Source organism: Mesorhizobium sp. BHbdii, from assembly GCF_053848045.1.
In genome coordinates this window covers 1117157-1135432 of record NZ_JBSPKX010000001.1, presented here as the reverse complement: position 1 = coordinate 1135432, position 18276 = coordinate 1117157, and the positions used below count along the sequence as shown (strand labels likewise).

18 protein-coding genes are annotated in these 18276 nt (G+C 62.8%); 8 read left to right on the top strand and 10 right to left on the bottom strand.

The window, feature by feature from the left end:
• Nucleotides 1-4: 4 nt before the first annotated feature.
• Nucleotides 5-4063 carry an AsmA family protein gene (locus tag ACWTU8_RS05510; RefSeq protein WP_455847332.1) on the bottom strand — a complete coding sequence of 1353 codons (4059 nt, stop codon included), beginning with the start codon at nt 4061-4063 and terminating at the stop codon, nt 5-7.
• 93 nt (nt 4064-4156) lie between these two features.
• Nucleotides 4157-5569, bottom strand: coding sequence for an FAD-binding oxidoreductase (locus ACWTU8_RS05505; RefSeq protein WP_455847331.1), 1413 nt, complete (start codon nt 5567-5569; stop codon nt 4157-4159).
• Between the two features lie 202 nt (nt 5570-5771).
• On the opposite strand from ACWTU8_RS05505, the gene ACWTU8_RS05500 reads away from it, so the two are divergent.
• Entirely contained in the window at nt 5772-6278 is a 507-nt protein-coding gene (locus tag ACWTU8_RS05500) for a thioesterase family protein (RefSeq protein WP_455847330.1), read from the top strand.
• Nucleotides 6279-6399: 121 nt separating this feature from the next.
• Nucleotides 6400-6597 carry a hypothetical protein gene (locus tag ACWTU8_RS05495; RefSeq protein ID WP_065010285.1) on the top strand — a complete coding sequence of 66 codons (198 nt, stop codon included), beginning with the start codon at nt 6400-6402 and terminating at the stop codon, nt 6595-6597.
• Nucleotides 6598-6622: 25 nt separating this feature from the next.
• Here ACWTU8_RS05495 and ACWTU8_RS05490 read toward each other — a convergent pair whose 3' ends face one another.
• Nucleotides 6623-7102 (bottom strand): Lrp/AsnC family transcriptional regulator, encoded by a 480-nt coding sequence (locus ACWTU8_RS05490; RefSeq protein WP_455848393.1) that lies wholly within the window; start codon nt 7100-7102, stop codon nt 6623-6625.
• Nucleotides 7103-7191: 89 nt separating this feature from the next.
• Between ACWTU8_RS05490 and ACWTU8_RS05485 the strand changes: the two genes are divergently transcribed.
• Nucleotides 7192-8097 carry an EamA family transporter gene (locus ACWTU8_RS05485; RefSeq protein WP_455847329.1) on the top strand — a complete coding sequence of 302 codons (906 nt, stop codon included), beginning with the start codon at nt 7192-7194 and terminating at the stop codon, nt 8095-8097.
• Here the strand turns inward: ACWTU8_RS05485 and ACWTU8_RS05480 are convergent, their stop codons facing one another.
• Together ACWTU8_RS05480 and ACWTU8_RS05475 are read right to left on the bottom strand one after the other, a co-directional pair.
• Nucleotides 8098-9003 carry a dienelactone hydrolase family protein gene (locus ACWTU8_RS05480; protein WP_455847328.1) on the bottom strand — a complete coding sequence of 302 codons (906 nt, stop codon included), beginning with the start codon at nt 9001-9003 and terminating at the stop codon, nt 8098-8100.
• A 154-nt stretch (nt 9004-9157) separates the two neighbouring features.
• Nucleotides 9158-9730, bottom strand: coding sequence for a hypothetical protein (locus ACWTU8_RS05475; protein ID WP_455848392.1), 573 nt, complete (start codon nt 9728-9730; stop codon nt 9158-9160).
• Between the two features lie 14 nt (nt 9731-9744).
• Here ACWTU8_RS05475 and ACWTU8_RS05470 point away from each other — a divergent pair, with 14 nt between their 5' ends.
• Nucleotides 9745-12411, top strand: a complete 2667-nt coding sequence (locus ACWTU8_RS05470; RefSeq protein ID WP_455847327.1) for an ATP-dependent helicase — start codon at nt 9745-9747, stop codon at nt 12409-12411.
• Nucleotides 12412-12547: 136 nt separating this feature from the next.
• Nucleotides 12548-13123 carry a TMEM175 family protein gene (locus ACWTU8_RS05465; protein WP_455847326.1) on the top strand — a complete coding sequence of 192 codons (576 nt, stop codon included), beginning with the start codon at nt 12548-12550 and terminating at the stop codon, nt 13121-13123.
• Nucleotides 13124-13230: 107 nt separating this feature from the next.
• Here the strand turns inward: ACWTU8_RS05465 and ACWTU8_RS05460 are convergent, their stop codons facing one another.
• Nucleotides 13231-13512, bottom strand: a complete 282-nt coding sequence (locus ACWTU8_RS05460; RefSeq protein ID WP_029351415.1) for a hypothetical protein — start codon at nt 13510-13512, stop codon at nt 13231-13233.
• A 133-nt stretch (nt 13513-13645) separates the two neighbouring features.
• Between ACWTU8_RS05460 and ACWTU8_RS05455 the strand changes: the two genes are divergently transcribed.
• Complete coding sequence (locus ACWTU8_RS05455) at nt 13646-14512, top strand: SDR family NAD(P)-dependent oxidoreductase (RefSeq protein ID WP_455847325.1); 867 nt, start codon at nt 13646-13648, stop codon at nt 14510-14512.
• Between the two features lie 3 nt (nt 14513-14515).
• Here the strand turns inward: ACWTU8_RS05455 and ACWTU8_RS05450 are convergent, their stop codons facing one another.
• The 3 genes from ACWTU8_RS05450 to ACWTU8_RS05440 all read right to left on the bottom strand — a co-directional run bounded on the left by ACWTU8_RS05450 (nt 14516) and on the right by ACWTU8_RS05440 (nt 16236).
• Complete coding sequence (locus ACWTU8_RS05450; RefSeq protein ID WP_165778411.1) at nt 14516-14944, bottom strand: low affinity iron permease family protein; 429 nt, start codon at nt 14942-14944, stop codon at nt 14516-14518.
• Nucleotides 14945-15027: 83 nt separating this feature from the next.
• On the bottom strand, nt 15028-15669 hold the full coding sequence (locus tag ACWTU8_RS05445; protein ID WP_029351421.1) for a DapH/DapD/GlmU-related protein: 642 nt from the start codon (nt 15667-15669) through the stop codon (nt 15028-15030).
• Between the two features lie 72 nt (nt 15670-15741).
• Complete coding sequence (locus tag ACWTU8_RS05440; protein ID WP_455848391.1) at nt 15742-16236, bottom strand: CreA family protein; 495 nt, start codon at nt 16234-16236, stop codon at nt 15742-15744.
• 214 nt (nt 16237-16450) lie between these two features.
• On the opposite strand from ACWTU8_RS05440, the gene ACWTU8_RS05435 reads away from it, so the two are divergent.
• Together ACWTU8_RS05435 and ACWTU8_RS05430 are read left to right on the top strand one after the other, a co-directional pair.
• Complete coding sequence (locus tag ACWTU8_RS05435; protein WP_455840326.1) at nt 16451-17029, top strand: SCO family protein; 579 nt, start codon at nt 16451-16453, stop codon at nt 17027-17029.
• Nucleotides 17030-17094: 65 nt separating this feature from the next.
• Entirely contained in the window at nt 17095-17967 is an 873-nt protein-coding gene (locus ACWTU8_RS05430; RefSeq protein ID WP_455848390.1) for a 50S ribosomal protein L11 methyltransferase, read from the top strand.
• Between the two features lie 35 nt (nt 17968-18002).
• Here ACWTU8_RS05430 and ACWTU8_RS05425 read toward each other — a convergent pair whose 3' ends face one another.
• A complete protein-coding gene (locus ACWTU8_RS05425; protein ID WP_029351430.1) occupies nt 18003-18188 on the bottom strand; it encodes a hypothetical protein in 186 nt (61 codons plus the stop codon).
• Nucleotides 18189-18276: the final 88 nt, after the last annotated feature.

Sequence of the window (18276 nt, the reverse complement as noted above, 5' to 3'; positions counted from 1 at the left end):
GGAGCTATCCGCCGCCCAGCGACTTCAGCAGATTGTCGATCGACGAAGGTTCAAGCGTGGGTTTTGGCGCGGATTCTACTGGCGGCGGGTTGTCATTGGCCGGCGGCTGAGGCGCGCGCTCGATTTTCTGCGCCTGCTCAGCGGCGGCCCTGCGTTCGGCGTCGAGCTTTGCCTTTTCTTCCGCAGCGATCCGCATCGCCTCTTCCATCTTCCCGCGTTGCTGTTCTTCGGCCCCCGCCGCCTCGTCCGCCGCTTTTTGCGCCGCCCTGGCTCTCGTTTCGGCATCCGCCTTAGCCTTGGCCTCAGCATCCGCCTTGGCTTTGACCTCCGCTTCAGCCTTCGCCTGTGCATCCGCCTTGGCTCTGGCCTCCGCTTCAGCCCTGGCCTGCGCCTCGGCCTTGGCTTTAGCCTCGGCTTCAGCCCGCGCCTGCGCATCCGCTTTGGCCTTCGCCTCCGCTTCGGCTTGAGCCTTTGCCTCGGCTTCAGCCTTTGCCCTGGCATCTGCCTCGGCTTGCAGCCGCGCCGCCTCCTGCTGTTTGCGCAATTCTTCGGCTGCCCTCTCACGCTCGGCTTGCAGGGCCGCGTAGTAACGCACCTCGCGCCGCAGCCGCTGTTTTTCAAGCAGTGCCGCCTGCATGGCCTCGACCCGCTGCTGTTCCTTTTCCAGCGCGCGCTGGGTCAGGAACTGCGCCAGCGGCTCACTGTCGAATTGCCGCTTCGCGGCGCCGAACGGTCCGTCGACGCTGAAATTCACAGTCGGATCGGAGCCGACCAGCGCCTCGTCGCCGGGCCGATAAGTGATCGAACCGCTGGCGGCGACCGTGCTGGCGTTCAGGTCCGCCGTGATGTCGGCGGACAGCTTCGCCGCCGGATTTTCAAGATTGACCGGCGGTGCCCTCAGCGTGCCACCGGCGATTGTGAAGGCGATGTCGATATCCCCGGCCGGAAAACTGCCGTCCGCGGCGATCTGCGGCGCGAAGCGGGCAGTCTTTGCCGCATCGATATCGCGCCCGATCGCGTCGGCCTTGGCGATGAAGGCGCCAAAGGCCTCGGGATTGACACCGGCAATGGTCAAGCCCTTCAGCGCCGCCGTGCCGGAACCGGACAGCGCCGCAACCATCGCATCGACCGATTTGCCGCTGGTCGAGAGCGCCGCCGAGAAATCGCCGCTTCCGCTGATGCCGGCCTGTGGCAGCACGGTGGCCAGATCGGCGCCGGCAAGTTTCATCTGGCCGGAGAAAAGCCCGGTGCCGTCATTGTTCTTCAGCTCGAACAGCCCGGAAAGCGCACCGCCGGCGAACTTTGCCTTGAGGTCCGACACGCGGATGCCTTCCTGATCGAGCCTCAGCGAAAGCGCTGCGTCATAGGCCGTGGCCAGCGGGCCGGCGGCCAGCGATACCGTGGTCAGGTCGAGTTCGGCGGTGAATGGCAGGCTGGACTTCTGGCTGAATGGGGCGGTCGGCCAAGCCCGGCCGGCGCCCAGGAAGGCCTGGTCGCCAAACAGTGCCACCGCCATCGGATCGAGATCCAGTTCATCGAGTGCCAGCGCGCCGGCAAGATGCGGCAGCCCGTCCTTGACGTCGACATTGACGTCGCCGGAAACCGCCGCCTCGTTGATAGCGCCGCTGAGCCTGGACAGCACCAGAAGGCCGTTGCCGAAATCGGCGTCGGCCGCAAGCCACGTCGACATGCCTGTCCCCATCCCCGGCAAGCCAACGCCTGTCGTCATCAGCCACGGCTCGATGTCGGCGGCTTCCAGACTGACCTTGCCTTTTGCGGTGGGGCCTTCTGGCGTGCCCGCGATCGTCCCGTCGAAACCGGCCTTGAAGTCGTTGCCGATGAGGTTGAAGCTCGTCGCCATGCCGCCGCCAAGCGTGCCTTTTGCCGAGACATCGGTGGTCGCCTCGCCAAGCATGCCGAGTGGCAACGCCGGCAGGCCGTAAAGCGCCAGAAGTGCGGTGGCGTCGGTATTCCTGGCGTTGAAGGTTAGCGACACCGGCGCCTCGAGAAGCCGGTCGGCCACCCCTTTGCCGGACAGCGACGCCGAAAACGCCGAACCGCCGGCCTTGCCTTGCGCGCTGACTGCCAGGCCTGTCGTGCCATCGCCATTGGCGGCGGCACTCGTCACCAGATCGACGCGCGCATCCTGGAACAGCTCGGGATAGGCCGCCGCACGCCCCGCCAACCCCTTCAGCATCGCATTATTAGGATAGTGCTGCGCCGCGACATCGACCAACGGCTTGAGGTCGACGGCGACTACGGAGGCATCGAGCTTGCCGGTCGGGCTCACCGGGAAATCCTTGATCCGGCCGGTGGCGCTGATCGAGGCGCCGGCGAGCCCGCCAACCGAGAGCCGGTCGATTTCGAGCAGACCCTCGCGCAGCCTGAGCGCCGTATCGACCGTATCGGCGGTCAGCCCGCCGGCACTGACCGGTCCGGCCTTGATCTGGAAATCGAGGTCGCGGTCGGAAAAACGGTTGGCCCCCTTGTCGCTGATGAAGATCGAGGCGAAGGCGGCGAGGCCGTCGACATCGAGTTCGCCACCTTCGAGCCGCATCAGCACCGACGGCCTGGCCTCGTCGGGCTGGCTGGAATCGATGCGACCGGAAAATTTCGCCTTGCCGAGAACGAGTTCGAGGTCGCTGAAGGCTTGGCGCTTTCCGGTCAGGTCGACCTTGGCCTTGAAGCCGGCGGCCGGCAGCCGGCGGATCGCTTCGTCGACATCCCTCGACAGCCAGGCGGCAAAGCCGGAAGGCTGCGCCACCGCCAGAAGCAGCGAACCGGTGAAGCCGAAGTGATCCTCGACGCTGAGCATGCCATCTGCTTCCAGCCTGGCACGGCCGGGCAGTGTCGCGGCCAGCGACTTCACTGACCAGCCAGCATCGGCCGGCTCAGCGGAAAGGCGTACGTCGCGAACCGTCGTGTCGCCGGCCACCACCGCCGGCAGCTTCACCTCGACGGTGCCCGGTATGGTCGGCCTGGGCAGCTCGAGCAGAGCCTGCTCCAGCGCCGCGACACGCGCCGACAGCGTCAGCCCGGCGCCGGCCGCGGCGCCGACGGCTTCATCAAACTGTACCTGAGCGCCATCGGCTTCGATCGAAAAGCTTGGGTTCGGCCCAAGCTCGACGGCAGCCTTGCCGTCGGCGGTGTATGGGTTGTCGAGCGACCCGGTCTCGAAGCGGAATTCGTCGATCCCAAGTTTCTGGTGGTCGAGCGAAAACTTGCCGTTCAGCCTGAATCCCGGCTCCGGCTTGCCTGCGCTGGCCTTCATCAACTCACCGTCGGTGCCTTGAAGCTGCGCCGAACTCTTGTCGGCACCATTCTTGTCGGACCTTGCGACCTTGAACTGGCCCGAATAGATGGCCGCGCCGTTGACGATGCCGGCATTGCCGTCGGCTTCGATGACCAGCGGATAGGCGTCCGGATCGGCCTTGAGCCTGAGCCGCATCTGCCCGTCGCTACCGGCCTTGCCGGTGGAGGCGACGACCATGCTGCGCAGACCGTCGAGCCGCAGCGAACCATCCATCCGCCAAGGTCCGGCCAGCGATTTGGCAGAGATCGTCGAATTGATCTCGGAAAGGAGATGGCTGCGCCCGCCGGCGGCATGGCGCAGTGCGATCTCTCCGTCCGTCACCGTCAGCTTCTCGATCGAGATCTGGCTGGGATCGAAGGGCGACGACGGGCGTATCGCCCAGTCGACCGTGCCGTCGGCGGCAATGTCGATCGTAGCCTTCGGCCGCACCAGCCGCATGTCGAAGATCAGCACTTCCCCGCTCAGGAAGGGCGCCAGTTCCGCATCCATCGAAAAGGTCTCGACGGTCATTGCCGGCTGGCCGCCGGGGCCGCCGGCAACAGTGACGTTCGAGAAGGTCACCGACGGAAACGGCAGCAATTTCGCCGTCGCATCGCCCTGAACGGTTACCTTACGGCCCAGAATGGCGCTTGCCTCGCGCTCGAAATCGGCACGGTAGCCCGTCCAGTCGATAAAATACGGCACCACCAGCGCCGCACACAGCACCAGCACGAAAAGGCCACCGAAGATCACGAACAGGCGTGCGAGCATGAGCTCCGAGCAGTTGATGAAAAATCAGCCGCACTCTATCCGCATCGGCGTGTCGATAAAGAGGCAAATCGATCGCCCCAAGAGCAAAAAGCTCTAGTCGGCCGGCAGTATCTTCCCAGGGTTCATAATATTTAGCGGATCGAGCGCCTGCTTGATCGTGCGCATGATGTCGACGCTGTGGCCGAGTTCATGGCGCAGGAAGCCGACCTTGCCTTGTCCGATGCCGTGCTCGCCGGTGCAGGTTCCGTCCATGCTGATCGCCCGCATATTCAGCCGCGCGACGAACTCTTCCGTTGCGGCGATTTCCTTCGGATCGTCCACGTCCATCAGCACCAGCACATGGAAATTGCCGTCGCCGGCATGGCCGACGATCGGCGCGATCAACCCCATCTCGGCGATATCGGCCTCGGTTTGCGTGACGCATTCGGCAAAGCGCGAGATCGGCACGCAGACGTCGGTCGACAGCCCCTTGGCGCCGGGCCGCAGCGTCAGCGACGACCAATAGGCGTCGTGCCTGGCCTTCCACAGCTTCGTCCGTTCCTCGGCGACGCTGGTCCACAGGAATGGTCCGCCGCCATATTCTTCGGCGATCATGCCGAAAGTCTCGGCCTGCTCGGCAACGCCGGCATCACTGCCGTGGAATTCGACGAACAGGCATGGGCTTTCCGGGTAGTCGAGTTTCGAATAGCTCTTCATCGCCCGCATCTGCAGCGCATTGACCAGTTCGATGCGCGCCACCGGAATGCCCATCTGGATTGTCGCAATCACCGCATTGCAGGCCGCCTCGACGCTGGGAAACGGGCAGACGCCGCCCGAAATCGCCTGCGGAATGCCCTGCAGCTTCAGGGTCAGTTGGGTGATGATGCCGAGCGTGCCTTCGGAGCCGATCAGGAGCCGCGTCAGATCATAGCCGGCCGAGCTCTTTTTTGCACGCTTGCCGGTCGTCACCGTCTCGCCGTCGGCCATCACCGCCGTCAGCGACAACACATTCTCGCGCATCGTGCCGTAGCGCACGGCATTGGTGCCCGACGCCCGCGTCGCCGCCATGCCGCCGAGCGATGCATTGGCGCCCGGATCGATCGGAAAGAACAGGCCGGTGTCGCGCAAGTGCCGGTTGAGATCCTCGCGCGTCACGCCGGGCTCGACCGTGCAGTCGAGATCCTGCGGGTTGACCGCGAGGATGCGATTCATCCGCGACGTATCGACAGAGATGCCGCCACCCGGCGCGTTGGTGTGGCCTTCCAGCGATGAGCCGACGCCAAAGGCGATCACCGGCACGCGGTGCGCGGCGCAGGCCGACACGATCTCCTGCACCTCCACCGTCGTCTCCGGAAACGCCACGCCATCCGGCGCCTGGGTCGGAATGGAGGTGGTGGTATGCGCGTGCTGGGCGCGGATCGCCTCGCCGGTCTGGAATCTCTCGCCGAGCCGCTGCTTGAGGATGCCGAGCACAGCGGCGATCCCTTCTTCGTTGCGCTCGACCGGATTGAGGTCGCTCAGAGCCATGTTTTCCTCCGCGAATGGACCAGTGCCCACCCTGTTATGGATCTATGGAGGCTTATCGCATCGGCCCGAAAATCGGAATCGATTTTCGGAAAGCACGATGAGAAGATTCAAAGTCTTGAGACGCGTACTTTGTGCGTCCAATTGGACGCACGTCGCTCTAGTCTCACCGACCACGCTCTGTCCAGCCAGAAGGAAGTTTTCGATGTCCACCCCCGCCCCGTTCGTCTCTCCTCCCATGGCCATCGAGAAGGACTGGATCGACTACAACGGCCATCTCAATATGGCCTATTACAACGTGCTGTTCGACCGCTGTTCCGACGAAGCGTTCGAGATGATGGGGATGGGGCTGGATTATGTGAAGCAGCGGCGGCTGACCATCTACACGGCGGAAGTCCATGTCTGCTATATCAGGGAGCTGCATCTCGACCACAAGGTCAATGTCTCCTTCCAACTGCTCGACCATGACGACAAGCGGCTCAGAGCCTACCAGGAAATTCGTCATGTCGACGGTTGGCTCGCTGCCACTTCCGAATCACTGTCGCTGCATGTCGACATGTCCGGTCCGAAGGTGGCGCCCTTCCCTGCCGATGTTCTGGCCAAGGTGGAAACCATGCGCGCCGCCCATGCGGCGCTGCCGATGCCTGAGCGCGCCGGCCGTTCAATCGGTATTCGTCGCAAGACGCTTGAACCGCAGTCCCACCGCCGTTAACCTTACCAAGGTTTTAACGTGAACAAGTCGAATTGAGGCGTTGAACGACTCAGCGCGGCGTTGGAAAACCCTCCGCATCGGGTTGATACGGGGCGGAGCTGAAGCGGTTCGGGGAACGTGCATGAAAACCGACATCAAGGTCGAGGCGGACAGGCTGGCAGCCGATCCACGCATCAGCGACTATGATTTCTGGCGCTCACTGAAGAACCTCAACAACGAGATCTTTCACATCGCCAACAACAACGAGCCGATCCCTTTCGCCATGGTCCGCTGGCGCGCCATCCTGAAGCAGGCGCGGATGAAGCGCGGGCATGCCTGACGGGCAGCGCTTAATTCCTTCAACATCAGGGCTGGTGCTTCACTGCCGCCAGCGGCGAGCGCGCCACCACCGGTGACGACTGGATGATCGCGGTGTTGGTCATCGCAAACGGAATGATGCGGTCGATCACCCGTTCGAGCTCGGCCACGGAGCCGACATGCGCCAGCGCGACGAAACAGTCCTCGCCGGTCACCCGATCGCATTGCGCGATTTCCGGCAAATCGCGGATGATCTCGGCCACCACAGCCAGTTGCCCGGGCACCGGCCTGATCCGCAGCCATGCCGACAGTTTCATGCCGAGCGCGGCCGGGTTGATCCGCACCGTATAGGCCTCGATCACGCCGCTCTCCTGCAGCCGCTTGATGCGTTCGGCTACGCTCGGCGCCGATAGGCCGACGGAACGCGCCAGTTCGGCGGTGCTGGTGCGCGCATCCTTTTCCAGCAGGCGCAGGATCTTCAGGTCAGCCGCATCCAGATCGGTATTTTGGTTTCGAAGGCGTTTCAGATAAAACTCCTTGGTTTGGAAAAGAGATTATTCTCTTCGGCCGACTATTAGCCATATAAATCCAAAAAACTGCCTGCGATAATGATCTCATGGATGATCCAGCGCAAGCTCCGGCTGCAATCCCTGCCCTCGCCGGGCCTGTCTTTGGCAAGCTGGCGACCTCCCTGCCGCCGCATGTCTGGTTCGGCGTCAGCGCCGTGTTCCACTATCTCGGGCCGGCTTTCGCCGTGCTGCTTTTCCCGCATGTCGGCGTGCTCGGCATGGCCTGGCTGCGCATCGTCACGGCCGCCCTCGTCTTCGCGCCACTGACCCGGCCCTGGACGGTCTTCGCCGGCGCCGACCGGCCGACACGACTGCTGCTTCTCGCCTTTGGCGCCTGTCTCGGCGTGATGAATTGCTCCTTCTACCTGGCACTCGACCGATTGCCGATCTCGTTGGTCGCGGCGATCGAATTCATCGGCACCATCGGCGTCGCGCTGGTCGGCGTCAGAAGCCCGCGCAATCTCGCAGCTCTTGTCATCGCCGTCATCGGCACCTTGCTGCTGATCGACGTCAGATGGTCAAGCGACCCGATCGGACTGCTCTGGGCCTTCCTCAATGGCGCGCTGTTCGTTGGCTACATCGTGCTTGGCCATCGCGTCGCCCGCGCCGGCGCTGGCGACGGCATCGCCGGCCTGGGTGCCGCCATGGCGGTCGCCTTCCTCATCGTGCTGCCGGTCGGCTTCACCGATGCGCTGCCGGCTTTCTCGGCGCCGCCACTGCTCATCGCCGCCATCGGCGTCGGCATCTGCTCGTCGGTCATCCCCTACATCTGCGACCAGCTTGCCATGTCGCGGCTGCCGCGCTCGAGCTTCGCGCTGATGCTGTCGTTGCTGCCGGTCACCGCCACCCTGATCGGCGTCATTGTGCTCCGCCAGATACCCGGCCCTATCGATTGCATCGGCATTGCGCTGGTGATGGCCGGGGTCGCTTTTCACAAACCGGCAAATGCCTGATCAGGCAAGCTTCTCCTTGAGAAAGGCGATCGTCCGGCCCCAGGCGAGGTCCGCCGCGTTCTTGTCGTAGCGGGCCGCGGACGTGTCATTGTTGAAGGCATGATTGGCGCCTTCATAGACATAGACCGTGTACTCGACCTTGGCGGCATCGAGTTCCTTCTTGAAGGCGTCGATGCCGGCATTGATGCGTGTGTCGAGCCCGGCATAATGCAGCATAAGCGCCGCCTTGATCTTCGGCACGTCTTCGCCCTTCGGCTGCATACCGTAATAGGCGACGGCAGCGGCAAGGTCCGGCGCGTTCACGGCCAGCATGTTCACCGTGCCACCGCCCCAGCAGAAGCCGACCGCGCCGACCTTGCCGTTGCCATCCGCGTGTTCTTTGAGGAAAGCGACTGTTGCGACCGCATTGGCGCCGACCTGTGCCGGATCGAGCTTGGAAAACAGGTCACGCGTCCTGTTTTCATCGGCCGGCGTGCCGCCGAGCGGCGTCATGAAGTCCGGCGCAAGCGCCACGAACCCTTCCAGCGTAACGCGTCGCGCCACGTCGCGTATATGCGGGTTGAGTCCTCTGTTCTCATGCACGACAATGACCGTGCCGAGCTTGCCGGTCTGATCCGCTGGCTTGACCAGATAGCCCTTCATCTCGCCACCGCTGCCGGGATAGCTGATGTCCTCGCCTTTTACGCGAGGATCGTCGTCCGCGACGATTGCCGCCTGGGCCGAATTCGCCGCCAGCAGCGGCGCAATTGCGGCCGCCGCCGCACCTGATCCGGCAAGCCTGGTCAACTGTTCCATGAAGCGCCGCCGGTCGAGCGTCAGATGCGTGTATTCGTCATAGGCGTCTATCATCGCCTGGGTAATGGCGGGTCTCGTGACGGCTGGGCTGGCAGGGCTCGGTTTTGTCATGGCGCTCTCCTCGGCTTCGGTAAGTACTTCGGCCGCGCAACATAGGATAGAAGCCCTCATGGTCCAGTCACGGATGAGTGACGCCCTCCACAACGTCGGGTCGGCCTGCATTGGCTATGGACCGCCGGAGCGATTTTTTCAGTCTAAGGATGTCTTACTTCGGCAGCGTATAGGCCATCACGTAATCCCCCGGCTTAGTACCGACCGAGCCATGGCCGCCGGCGACGATGACTACGAACTGACGTCCGTCAGCGACCGTATAGGTCATCGGGGTCGACTGCCCGCCGGCCGGCAGCCGGGTCTGCCAGAGCTGCCTGCCGGTCGTCAGATCATAGACGCGAAAAAAGTCGTCGACCGCAGCACCGAGGAAGGCAACGCCGCCAGCGGTGGTCGTCGGCCCGCCGAACCTGGCACGCCGACCTTGAGTCATGTCGTAGACGGTGCCGTTGCGGTGTTTGTAGACGATCTTGCCGGTCCTGAGATCGACGCCCGCGACATAGCCCCAGGGCGGCGCCTGGCAGGGAATGCCGAGCGGCGACAGAAACGGCTTCAGTATCACTGCGTAAGGCGCACCGTCATTGCGGTCCTGTTCGCTGCCCTTGGTGTCGCCCGGCGGCGGCACGTCCGCGCGCGGGACCAGCTTGGAGATGTGTTCTACCGGATTTGTAAGTCCGGCCTGGATCGAGAACAAAACGGAGACACTTCTGGCCTTTCGCTGCCGAATCACTACATTCGGGGACAATGTCCGGGTTTTCGGAAGATATGCCTTTTTTTGACGAACCGAACGCGCGGCCCATGGCCCCGTCCGGCATCGCCGCGCGCGCCATGGCTGCCCGCAGCGGCCACACCAAGGCGCCCGACTATCTGAACGGGCTCAACCCCGAGCAGCGGCTGGCGGTGGAAACCACCGAAGGCCCGGTTCTTGTGCTGGCCGGCGCCGGCACCGGCAAGACGCGCGTCTTGACCACCCGCATCGCTCATATCCTTGAGACCAAGAGGGCCGAGCCTTGGCAGATCCTCGCCGTCACCTTTACCAACAAGGCCGCGCGAGAAATGAAACAGCGAATTGGCCTGCTGGTCGGCCATCAGATAGAGGGCATGCCGTGGCTCGGCACCTTTCATTCAATTGGTGTGAAGCTGCTGCGCAGGCACGCCGAGCTTGCCGGGCTGAAATCCGACTTCACCATTCTCGACACGGACGATGTCGTGCGCCTGATCAAGCAGCTGATCCAGGCCGAAGGGCTGGACGACAAACGCTGGCCGGCCAAGCAGTTCGCCCAGATGATCGACGGCTGGAAGAACAAGGGGCTTGGCCCCGCCGACATTCCGGAGGGCGACGCCCGCGCCTTCGCCAACGGCAAGGGCCGCGAGCTCTACAAAGCCTACCAGGAGCGGCTGAAGACGCTGAACGCCTGCGACTTCGGCGATCTCCTGTGCCACCCGATCCGCATCTTCCGCGCCTATCCAGACGTGCTGAAGGAATACCACAGGCGCTTCAAATACATCCTCGTCGACGAGTATCAGGACACCAACACCGCGCAATACATGTGGCTGCGCCTGCTGGCGCAAAGGCCGGATGCCGGACGTGCTTCAACGTCGACAGATCTGCGATCGGCCGAAGGCCGCAAGCCCGACCGGGCGCCCGAGCCGTTGCGAGGCCCGCGCGGAGGGCCCGCGCCGGCAGGCGCGGAACAGCCCGTGAGCGAAAACAAAGTAAATATTTGCTGCGTCGGCGACGACGACCAGTCGATCTATGGCTGGCGTGGGGCCGAGGTCGACAACATCCTGCGCTTCGACAAGGATTTCCCCGGCGCCAAGATCATCCGGCTAGAGCGCAACTACCGCTCCACCGCGCACATCCTCGGCACCGCCTCCCACCTCATCGCCCACAATGAGGGCCGCTTCGGCAAGACGCTGTTCACCGAAAAGGTCGCTGAGGACGACGAGAAAGTGCATGTCCACGCCGCCTGGGATTCCGAGGAAGAGGCCCGCGCCGTCGGCGAAACCATCGAAGCCTACCAGCGGCAGAAGCACAATCTCAACGATATGGCCATTCTTGTCCGCGCCTCCTTCCAGATGCGCGAGTTCGAGGACCGCTTCGTCACGCTCGGTCTCAACTATCGCGTCATCGGCGGCCCGCGCTTTTACGAGCGTCTCGAAATCCGCGATGCGCTAGCCTTCTTCCGCGTCGTCGCCCAAGGCGCCGACGACCTCGCCTTCGAGCGCATCGTCAACGTGCCGAAGCGCGGGTTGGGCGAAGCCACCATCCGCCAGATCCACGACACCGCCAGGGCGCTGCGCATCCCGATGCTGGAGGCTGCGGAAAAACTCGCCGAGAGCGACGAACTGAAGCCGAAGCCGCGCGCAGCATTGCGCGAAGTCGCCGCCAATTTCGAGCGCTGGCAGAAGGCGCTGGAGACCACGCCGCACACCGAGCTCGCCGAGACCATCCTGGAGGAGAGCGGCTACACCGACATGTGGAAGAACGACCGCTCGGTGGAAGCGCCCGGCCGGCTGGAAAACTTGAAAGAATTGATCCGCTCCATGGAGGAGTACGAATCGCTGCGCTCCTTCCTCGAACATGTCGCACTCGTGATGGACGCCGAGCAGAACGCCGAGCTCGACGCCGTCAACATCATGACGCTGCATTCGGCCAAGGGCCTCGAATTCGAGACGGTGTTCCTGCCTGGTTGGGAGGAAGGTCTTTTTCCACACCAGCGCGCGCTCGACGAGGGCGGCCGCTCCGGGCTCGAGGAAGAACGGCGGCTGGCCTATGTCGGGCTGACCCGCGCCAAGAAGAACCTGCATTTGTGGTTCGTCTCCAACCGCCGTATCCACGGCCTGTGGCAATCGACCATCCCGTCGCGCTTCCTCGAGGAATTGCCGGAAGCCCATGTCGAAGTCGCAGAGAGCGGCAACAGCTACGGTGGTTACGGCAATTCCTACGGCGGCGGTTCTTTTGCCCCGGGACGTGGTGGCCGGCAGAACCCCTATGGCGCGTCGCGCTTCGACAATGTGGGCGGCAATACAGGCGGCACTGAGAAATCCGGCGCCTTCTCCAGCACCTATGCGACGCCGGGCTGGCAGCGCGCACAACAGAACCGCACCGAGGCGACCAACCGCAACTGGGGCTCGCGTTCCGGCCACCAGGTCGAGCGCATCGGCTATGGCGAAACCGACAGTGGCTATGGCGCTGGCCGCACCTCCATCAAGGGCCGCACCATCGACGGCGAGCTGGTCGCCAAATCCGTCGCCGACAAGCCGTCGGCCTTCAATGTCGGCGACCGCGTCTTCCACCAGAAATTCGGCAACGGCAATGTTTCGGCCATCGAAGGCAACAAGCTGACCATCGACTTCGACAAGGCCGGCCAGAAACGCGTGCTGGATGGGTTTGTCACGGGGGTGTGAGGACGCCGCGACAACGCTGTCGCCGGCCGCCGGAGAGCGGCGGCCATGTATTCCCTAGCTTGCTCCTGACAAGGTTTGACGCTATTGCCGGTGGCAAAATTATCTTTTAACTTCAGTGCCTTGGTAGGGAGAATCCATGGGCAAGGGACGGGTCGAAGCGTTTACCGATGGCGTCGTCGCCATCATCATCACCATTATGGTGCTGGAATTGAAGGTGCCGCACGGCGAGGATTTTTCAACCCTGGCGCCACTATGGCCGGTCTTCCTCAGCTATGTCTTGTCCTTCATCTATGTCGGCATCTACTGGAACAATCTGCACAACATGTTCCACACCGTGCAGCGCGTCGACGGCCGCGTGCTATGGGCGAACCTCAATTTGTTGTTCTGGCTTTCGCTGATGCCGGTCACCACTGCCTTCATGGGCGAAAACCATTTCGCGCCGGTTCCGGTCGCCGTCTACGGGGCCGAACTCGCGCTGTGCGCGGCCGCCTACATCATCCTCGCCGTCATGCTGGATCGGTTGCACAGCAACGATACCGCCTTTGCCAGGGCGCTGGGCAGCGACCGCAAGGGAAGGGTCTCGCTGGCCCTCTATATCGCCGCCATTCCGCTGACCTTCATCAGCCAGTGGATCGGCGTCGCTATCTACGTCCTGGTCGCCATGATCTGGTTCGTGCCGGACAGGCGCTTCGAGCGGGTGATCGAAAAATAGGCCTGCTGGAGCATTTTGCAGCCAAGTGGATCGCTTGGCGTCGCACAAATGCGGCTAAAACAAACAGATAGAGCGGGATGCCCCATTCAATAAGAATGCGTTCCGCTCTAGCCTCGCATCGCCTTCAGCTTTTCCGCCACCGAGGCCGCAAGGTCGGCATAGCGCTCCTCAAGGCGCTCGGCCGCCTTGATCACCGAAAAATCATGACCGAATTTCTCCAGCGCCATGCGCAGCTTCTCGACAAATTCCGCTTGCTTTTCGAGCGCCGAAAACAGCGTCTTCACTTGCGCTTCGCTGATGTCGGGATTGGCAAGCATTTGCGGCACCTCGCGGCTCATCTGGTCGCCGGTGGCGGTCTGTTCTTTCAGGATCTCGATCCAGTCGGTCAATCGGTAATCTCCTTCTTACGCGGACAGCATGCGCAGCGCCTGCCGATGTGGTCAACCCAAGGACGCCAAAGCGGGCTTGCGCGAGCCCCGCGCCGCGTTAAGTTCGGCGCACTTGAACGAGGACGCTATAGCCATGACCACCGATGCCGAAATCCAGAGCGCTTTGCCTGCCCTTGCCTCCGGCAACGTTGCCGTCATCACCGGCGGCGCCAGCGGCATCGGCCTTGCCGCGGCCAAGCGGCTGGCGGCGATGGGCCTGAAAATCGTGCTGGCCGATATCGCCGGCGCGCGGCTCGATGAGGCTGCCCGCGCCGTTGCAACGATTGCCGGCGACAGCGCGGTGCTTGCTGTCGCCACCGACGTTTCCAAGCCCGACGAACTCGACCGGCTGGCCGAAAAGGCGTTCGGTGCCTTCGGCTGCGTGTCCCTGTTGATGAACAATGCCGGCGTCGGCAACAATCCCGGCAAGCCCTGGGAAAACCGCGACGCCTGGAAGCGGCTGCTGGACATCAATTTCTGGGGCATCGTTCATGGCGTCGAGGCCTTCACACCGCGCATGCTGGCGACCGGCAGGCCGGGCCTGATCGTCAACACCGGCTCCAAGCAAGGCATCACCACGCCGCCCGGCAACCTTGCCTACAACGTCTCCAAATCAGGCGTGAAGACCTTCACCGAAGGCCTGGCACACGCGCTGCGCAACGAGCCCGGCGCAAAAGTTGCTGCGCATCTGCTCATTCCGGGGTTCACCTATACCGGCCTGACCGAAGGTGCGACCGAAAAACCCGCCGGCGCCTGGACCGGCGAGCAGGTGATCGACTTCATGTTGGCCGCGCTGGTGCGTGGCGACTTCTACATCCTGTGCCCCGATAACGAGGCGACACGGCCCATGGACGAAAAGCGCATGGCCTGGGCGATCGGCGACATCATCGAAAACCGCCCTGCTCTGTCGCGTTGGCACCCGGACCACAAGGAAGCGTTCGCGGCGTTCATGGAAAGCTGACGCTCACGCCGCATGCGTCTTCGAGCCGGGCTTTTGCGCCGCGGCTTTCTTGACCGCCATATCGGCGACCTGCCGGTCATGCCGCTTCGCCGCGCGCTCACATTTTTCGCGGATCTCCTGAACCTCGGATTCGGTCAGATGCTCGATACCGATAAAGCTGTTTTTGGCTTTGCTGACCCGGATCAATTCATCGAGCTTCGCCTGGATCGCGGCGCCATCACGGTTCTGGGTATTCTGGATGAGGAACACCATCAGGAAGGTGACGATCGTCGTGCCGGTATTGATGACGAGTTGCCACGTATCGGAAAACCCGAACATCGGTCCGCTTGCCCCCCACGCAACAATGATCAGGAAACAGACGGCGAATGTCGACGGCAGACCGGCGAGATGGGCAACGTAGTTGGCGATCCTGGTGAAAAGCTTCTCTATCATGGCAGGAGAAACAACCAGCATCCGCTCCGGGTTCCCTTGCACAGAGGGATTTCACTGATATAGCCGTGCACGCGCCCGCAAGATCAGGGTATTTCGTTATCCCAGACGTCGAGGAAGGCTTCGATGGACAGCGTCTGCATGTCGGGGACTGCCTTGGCTAGTCTCTCGGGCGGCCAGTCCCACCAGGCGAGGCTTTCGATTCGCGCGGCGACGTCCGCCGCGAAGCGTTGGCGCAATTGCCTGGCCGGAACGCCGGCGACAATCGCGTAGGCAGGTACGTCGCGCGTCACCACAGCGTTGGCGCCGACGATCGCGCCATTGCCGATGGTCACATCAGGCATGATCACCGCGCCATGGCCGATCCAGACGTCGTGGCCGATGCTGACGGACTTCGCCCGCCGCCTTTCCCGAAACGCCCCGTCGACGCCCAGCCAGCGAAAATATTCGTTCGGGCGATAGCTGACCTTGTGCTGGGTCACCCGCTCAATCGGATGCTCCAACGCGTTGATGCGGCTGTTGGCGGCGATCGAACAGAACTTGCCTATGGTCGTGTAGATCGCCTCGGCATGACGTTCGAAATAGGAGAAGTCGCCGACCGATACCTCGCGCAGGATGACCCGCTCGCCGATCGAGGCGTAGCGCCCGAGCTTGCACGCCTTCAATTCCGCTGTCGGATGGATGCGCGGCTCAGGATCCTTGGGGACAAGATTTTCGGGACGGTCCATGCCCGCGGCTTTACGCCCGAGCGATTGGTCCCGCAAGCGGGACCGATCGTCCGTCAGAGCAATTGCGGTCGCCTATTTCGGCTTGCCTTTGGTCCACACCACGTTCTGCCCGTAGAGCGGCACGGTGGTGACCGACATTTTCGCCGAGCCGTCCTGCACCTGGCGCGAATGCGACAGATAGATCAGGGTGTCGTTGGCCTTGTCGTAGATGCGGTTCACCACCTGTTTCTTCCAGATCAGGCTGATGCCTTGCTTGAACACCTCTTCGCCGGCCTCGCTCATGTCGATCTCGCCGATGGTGATCGGCCCGGTCTGGCGACAGGAGATCGAGGAATCGGACGGATCTTCGAACCAGTTGCCCTTCTGCAGGCGGTCAATCATCCCGCGTTCGAAATAGGTGACGTGACAGGTCACGCCTTCGACCTTCGGATCCTTGATCGCCTCGACGATGATGTCGTTGCCGAGCCAGTCGACGCCAACCTTGCCGACCTCCTGAGCGGCGGCTGCGCCGGCACCGACGACGAGGCATGCGGCCAAAGCCCCGCCGATCAGTTTTCGCCCAATCAGTCTTTGCAAGGGGAGCCTCCCGCGGTTTCGAGTTTCGCCGGTCTCAGGTGGGACGGGCGGCAGCGCTTTGCAAGCGGATCACCTTTTGACAGGAAAGCCGGTTGCGGCAACGCGACATCTTTGCGCGGATGAGATCAACCCGTTAAGAGTGTTCGCCAAACAAGCTGCATGACGCCGATACGGCGCCAATGAAAATCGCGACGGACACCAATTGATGATGCGTTCAATACTGGTCGGCATTCTCGTCCTGATGGCAGCAGGCATCGGCTGGCTCACCTTCGACTGGTACCGCGGGCATTATGGCGGTGAGCCGTTCGGCGCGCCGTTCACGCTGGTCGACCAGAAGGGCGCCCCGATCACCGAGGCTGCGTTTCGCGGCCACCCTAGCGTCGTCTTCTTCGGCTTCACCCATTGCCCGGAAGTTTGCCCGACCACACTGTTCGAACTGGCCGGCTGGCTAAAGACGATGGGTGACGACGGCAAGAACCTGCGCGCCTATTTCGTCTCGGTCGACCCGGAGCGCGACACGCCGGAAATCATGAACGCCTATATCAGCAACTTCTCCGACCGCATCCTCGGCATCACCGGCGACCCCGACAAGGTCCACGCCATGGCCAAATCCTTCGGCATATATTCGAAGAAGGTCGATACCGGCAACGGCGACTACACGATGGACCACACGGCTTCGGTGCTGCTGCTCAACGACCGGGGCGACTTCGCCGGCACCATCGCTTATGGCGAAAGCTCGGAGACCGCCATCGCCAAGCTCAAGCGGCTGGCGGCGGAAGGCTAGTGCATGGTCCCGAAAGTGGGAACCGGTTTTCGGATAAGATCATGCTCAAACAAGACCATCGTTTGATGACCCAAACGCGGCTCTATTTCACCACCGGAAAGATCGAGGCCGACCGTATCTTCGCGGCGTTCGAAGCAGCCTTCGAAGACGAGGGTCTGCCGATTGCCATCCTCGAAATCGATGAGGACCGCGACATCCACGAAGTGTCGCTCTATGCCGACGGCGATGTCGACGCCGTCGAGGCTCGTGTGAGAGAGATCCTTGCCGGGCTTGTCTTGTCGAGGCCGATTGCGCGCGAGCCCGTGCCTGATATCGACTGGGTGACGCGTTCTTTGGAGGGACTGAAGCCGGTGCGCGCCGGCCGTTTCTTCGTCCACGGCGCGCACGACCGCAGGAAGCGCCACAGCGGCGAACTCGCCATCGAGATCGAAGCGGGCCTCGCCTTTGGCACCGGCCATCACGGCACCACCGCCGGCTGCCTCGAAATGCTGGAACAGGTCGTGCGGCGCGAGCGCCCGCGCAACGCGCTCGACCTCGGCACCGGCAGTGCGGTGCTGGCCATCGCGGTGGCCAAGCTCGCCCATATTCAGGTGCTGGCGACCGACATCGATCCGGTCGCCATAAAGATCGCCGCCGCCAATGCGCGGCTCAACCACGTCAAGGCGCTTGTCGAAACGGTGACGGCGCGGGGATTCCACCATCCGATTTTTGCCGCGCGCGGCCCCTTCGATCTCATCGTAGCCAACATACTGGCGCGGCCGCTGATGCGGCTGGCGCCCGAAATGGCAAGGCATATCGCTTTGGGCGGCTCGATCGTGCTGTCAGGTATCCTCGACCGGCAGCGCGACGCGGTGATTTCGGCCTATGTCGGCCAGCAGTTCCGCCATGTCAGGACGTTGCATCGCGAAGGCTGGGTGACGATTCACCTTAAGCGGTGAGGCCCAGCACTTTCAAATGCAGGCCGTAAATTCGCTCAGACGTAGCGCGACCTTGCCGCCTTCTTCAGTTCTTCGCGATCGTAGCCGTTCGCCTTCAGCGTTTCGTCGTCAAAGCCAAGCAGAACGCCGCTCACATAGCGGCTCGCTTCGCGCTGGCGTGCTTCGATGAGAGCATTCACAGCGCTTCTGAAAAATCCGCGTCTGGCTGAAATCGTGGACATGATGGTCTCCTTTGCAGGGCAATAAGACTCGTTCCTCCACGTCGAAAACGTAAGGTCTGCTGACCTATTTGAAAATCACTGATTCTGC

Bases quoted from the DNA above. Each gene is read 5' to 3' on its own strand.
- ACWTU8_RS05510 (WP_455847332.1), bottom strand. From the start codon at position 4,063: ATGCTCGCACGCCTGTTCGTGATCTTCGGTGGCCTTTTCGTGCTGGTG.
- ACWTU8_RS05505 (WP_455847331.1), bottom strand. From the start codon at position 5,569: ATGGCTCTGAGCGACCTCAATCCGGTCGAGCGCAACGAAGAAGGGATC.
- ACWTU8_RS05500 (WP_455847330.1), top strand. From the start codon at position 5,772: ATGTCCACCCCCGCCCCGTTCGTCTCTCCTCCCATGGCCATCGAGAAG.
- ACWTU8_RS05495 (WP_065010285.1), top strand. From the start codon at position 6,400: ATGAAAACCGACATCAAGGTCGAGGCGGACAGGCTGGCAGCCGATCCA.
- ACWTU8_RS05485 (WP_455847329.1), top strand. From the start codon at position 7,192: ATGGATGATCCAGCGCAAGCTCCGGCTGCAATCCCTGCCCTCGCCGGG.
- ACWTU8_RS05480 (WP_455847328.1), bottom strand. From the start codon at position 9,003: ATGACAAAACCGAGCCCTGCCAGCCCAGCCGTCACGAGACCCGCCATT.
- ACWTU8_RS05470 (WP_455847327.1), top strand. From the start codon at position 9,745: ATGTCCGGGTTTTCGGAAGATATGCCTTTTTTTGACGAACCGAACGCG.
- ACWTU8_RS05465 (WP_455847326.1), top strand. From the start codon at position 12,548: ATGGGCAAGGGACGGGTCGAAGCGTTTACCGATGGCGTCGTCGCCATC.
- ACWTU8_RS05455 (WP_455847325.1), top strand. From the start codon at position 13,646: ATGACCACCGATGCCGAAATCCAGAGCGCTTTGCCTGCCCTTGCCTCC.
- ACWTU8_RS05450 (WP_165778411.1), bottom strand. From the start codon at position 14,944: ATGATAGAGAAGCTTTTCACCAGGATCGCCAACTACGTTGCCCATCTC.
- ACWTU8_RS05445 (WP_029351421.1), bottom strand. From the start codon at position 15,669: ATGGACCGTCCCGAAAATCTTGTCCCCAAGGATCCTGAGCCGCGCATC.
- ACWTU8_RS05435 (WP_455840326.1), top strand. From the start codon at position 16,451: ATGATGCGTTCAATACTGGTCGGCATTCTCGTCCTGATGGCAGCAGGC.
- ACWTU8_RS05430 (WP_455848390.1), top strand. From the start codon at position 17,095: ATGACCCAAACGCGGCTCTATTTCACCACCGGAAAGATCGAGGCCGAC.
- ACWTU8_RS05425 (WP_029351430.1), bottom strand. From the start codon at position 18,188: ATGTCCACGATTTCAGCCAGACGCGGATTTTTCAGAAGCGCTGTGAAT.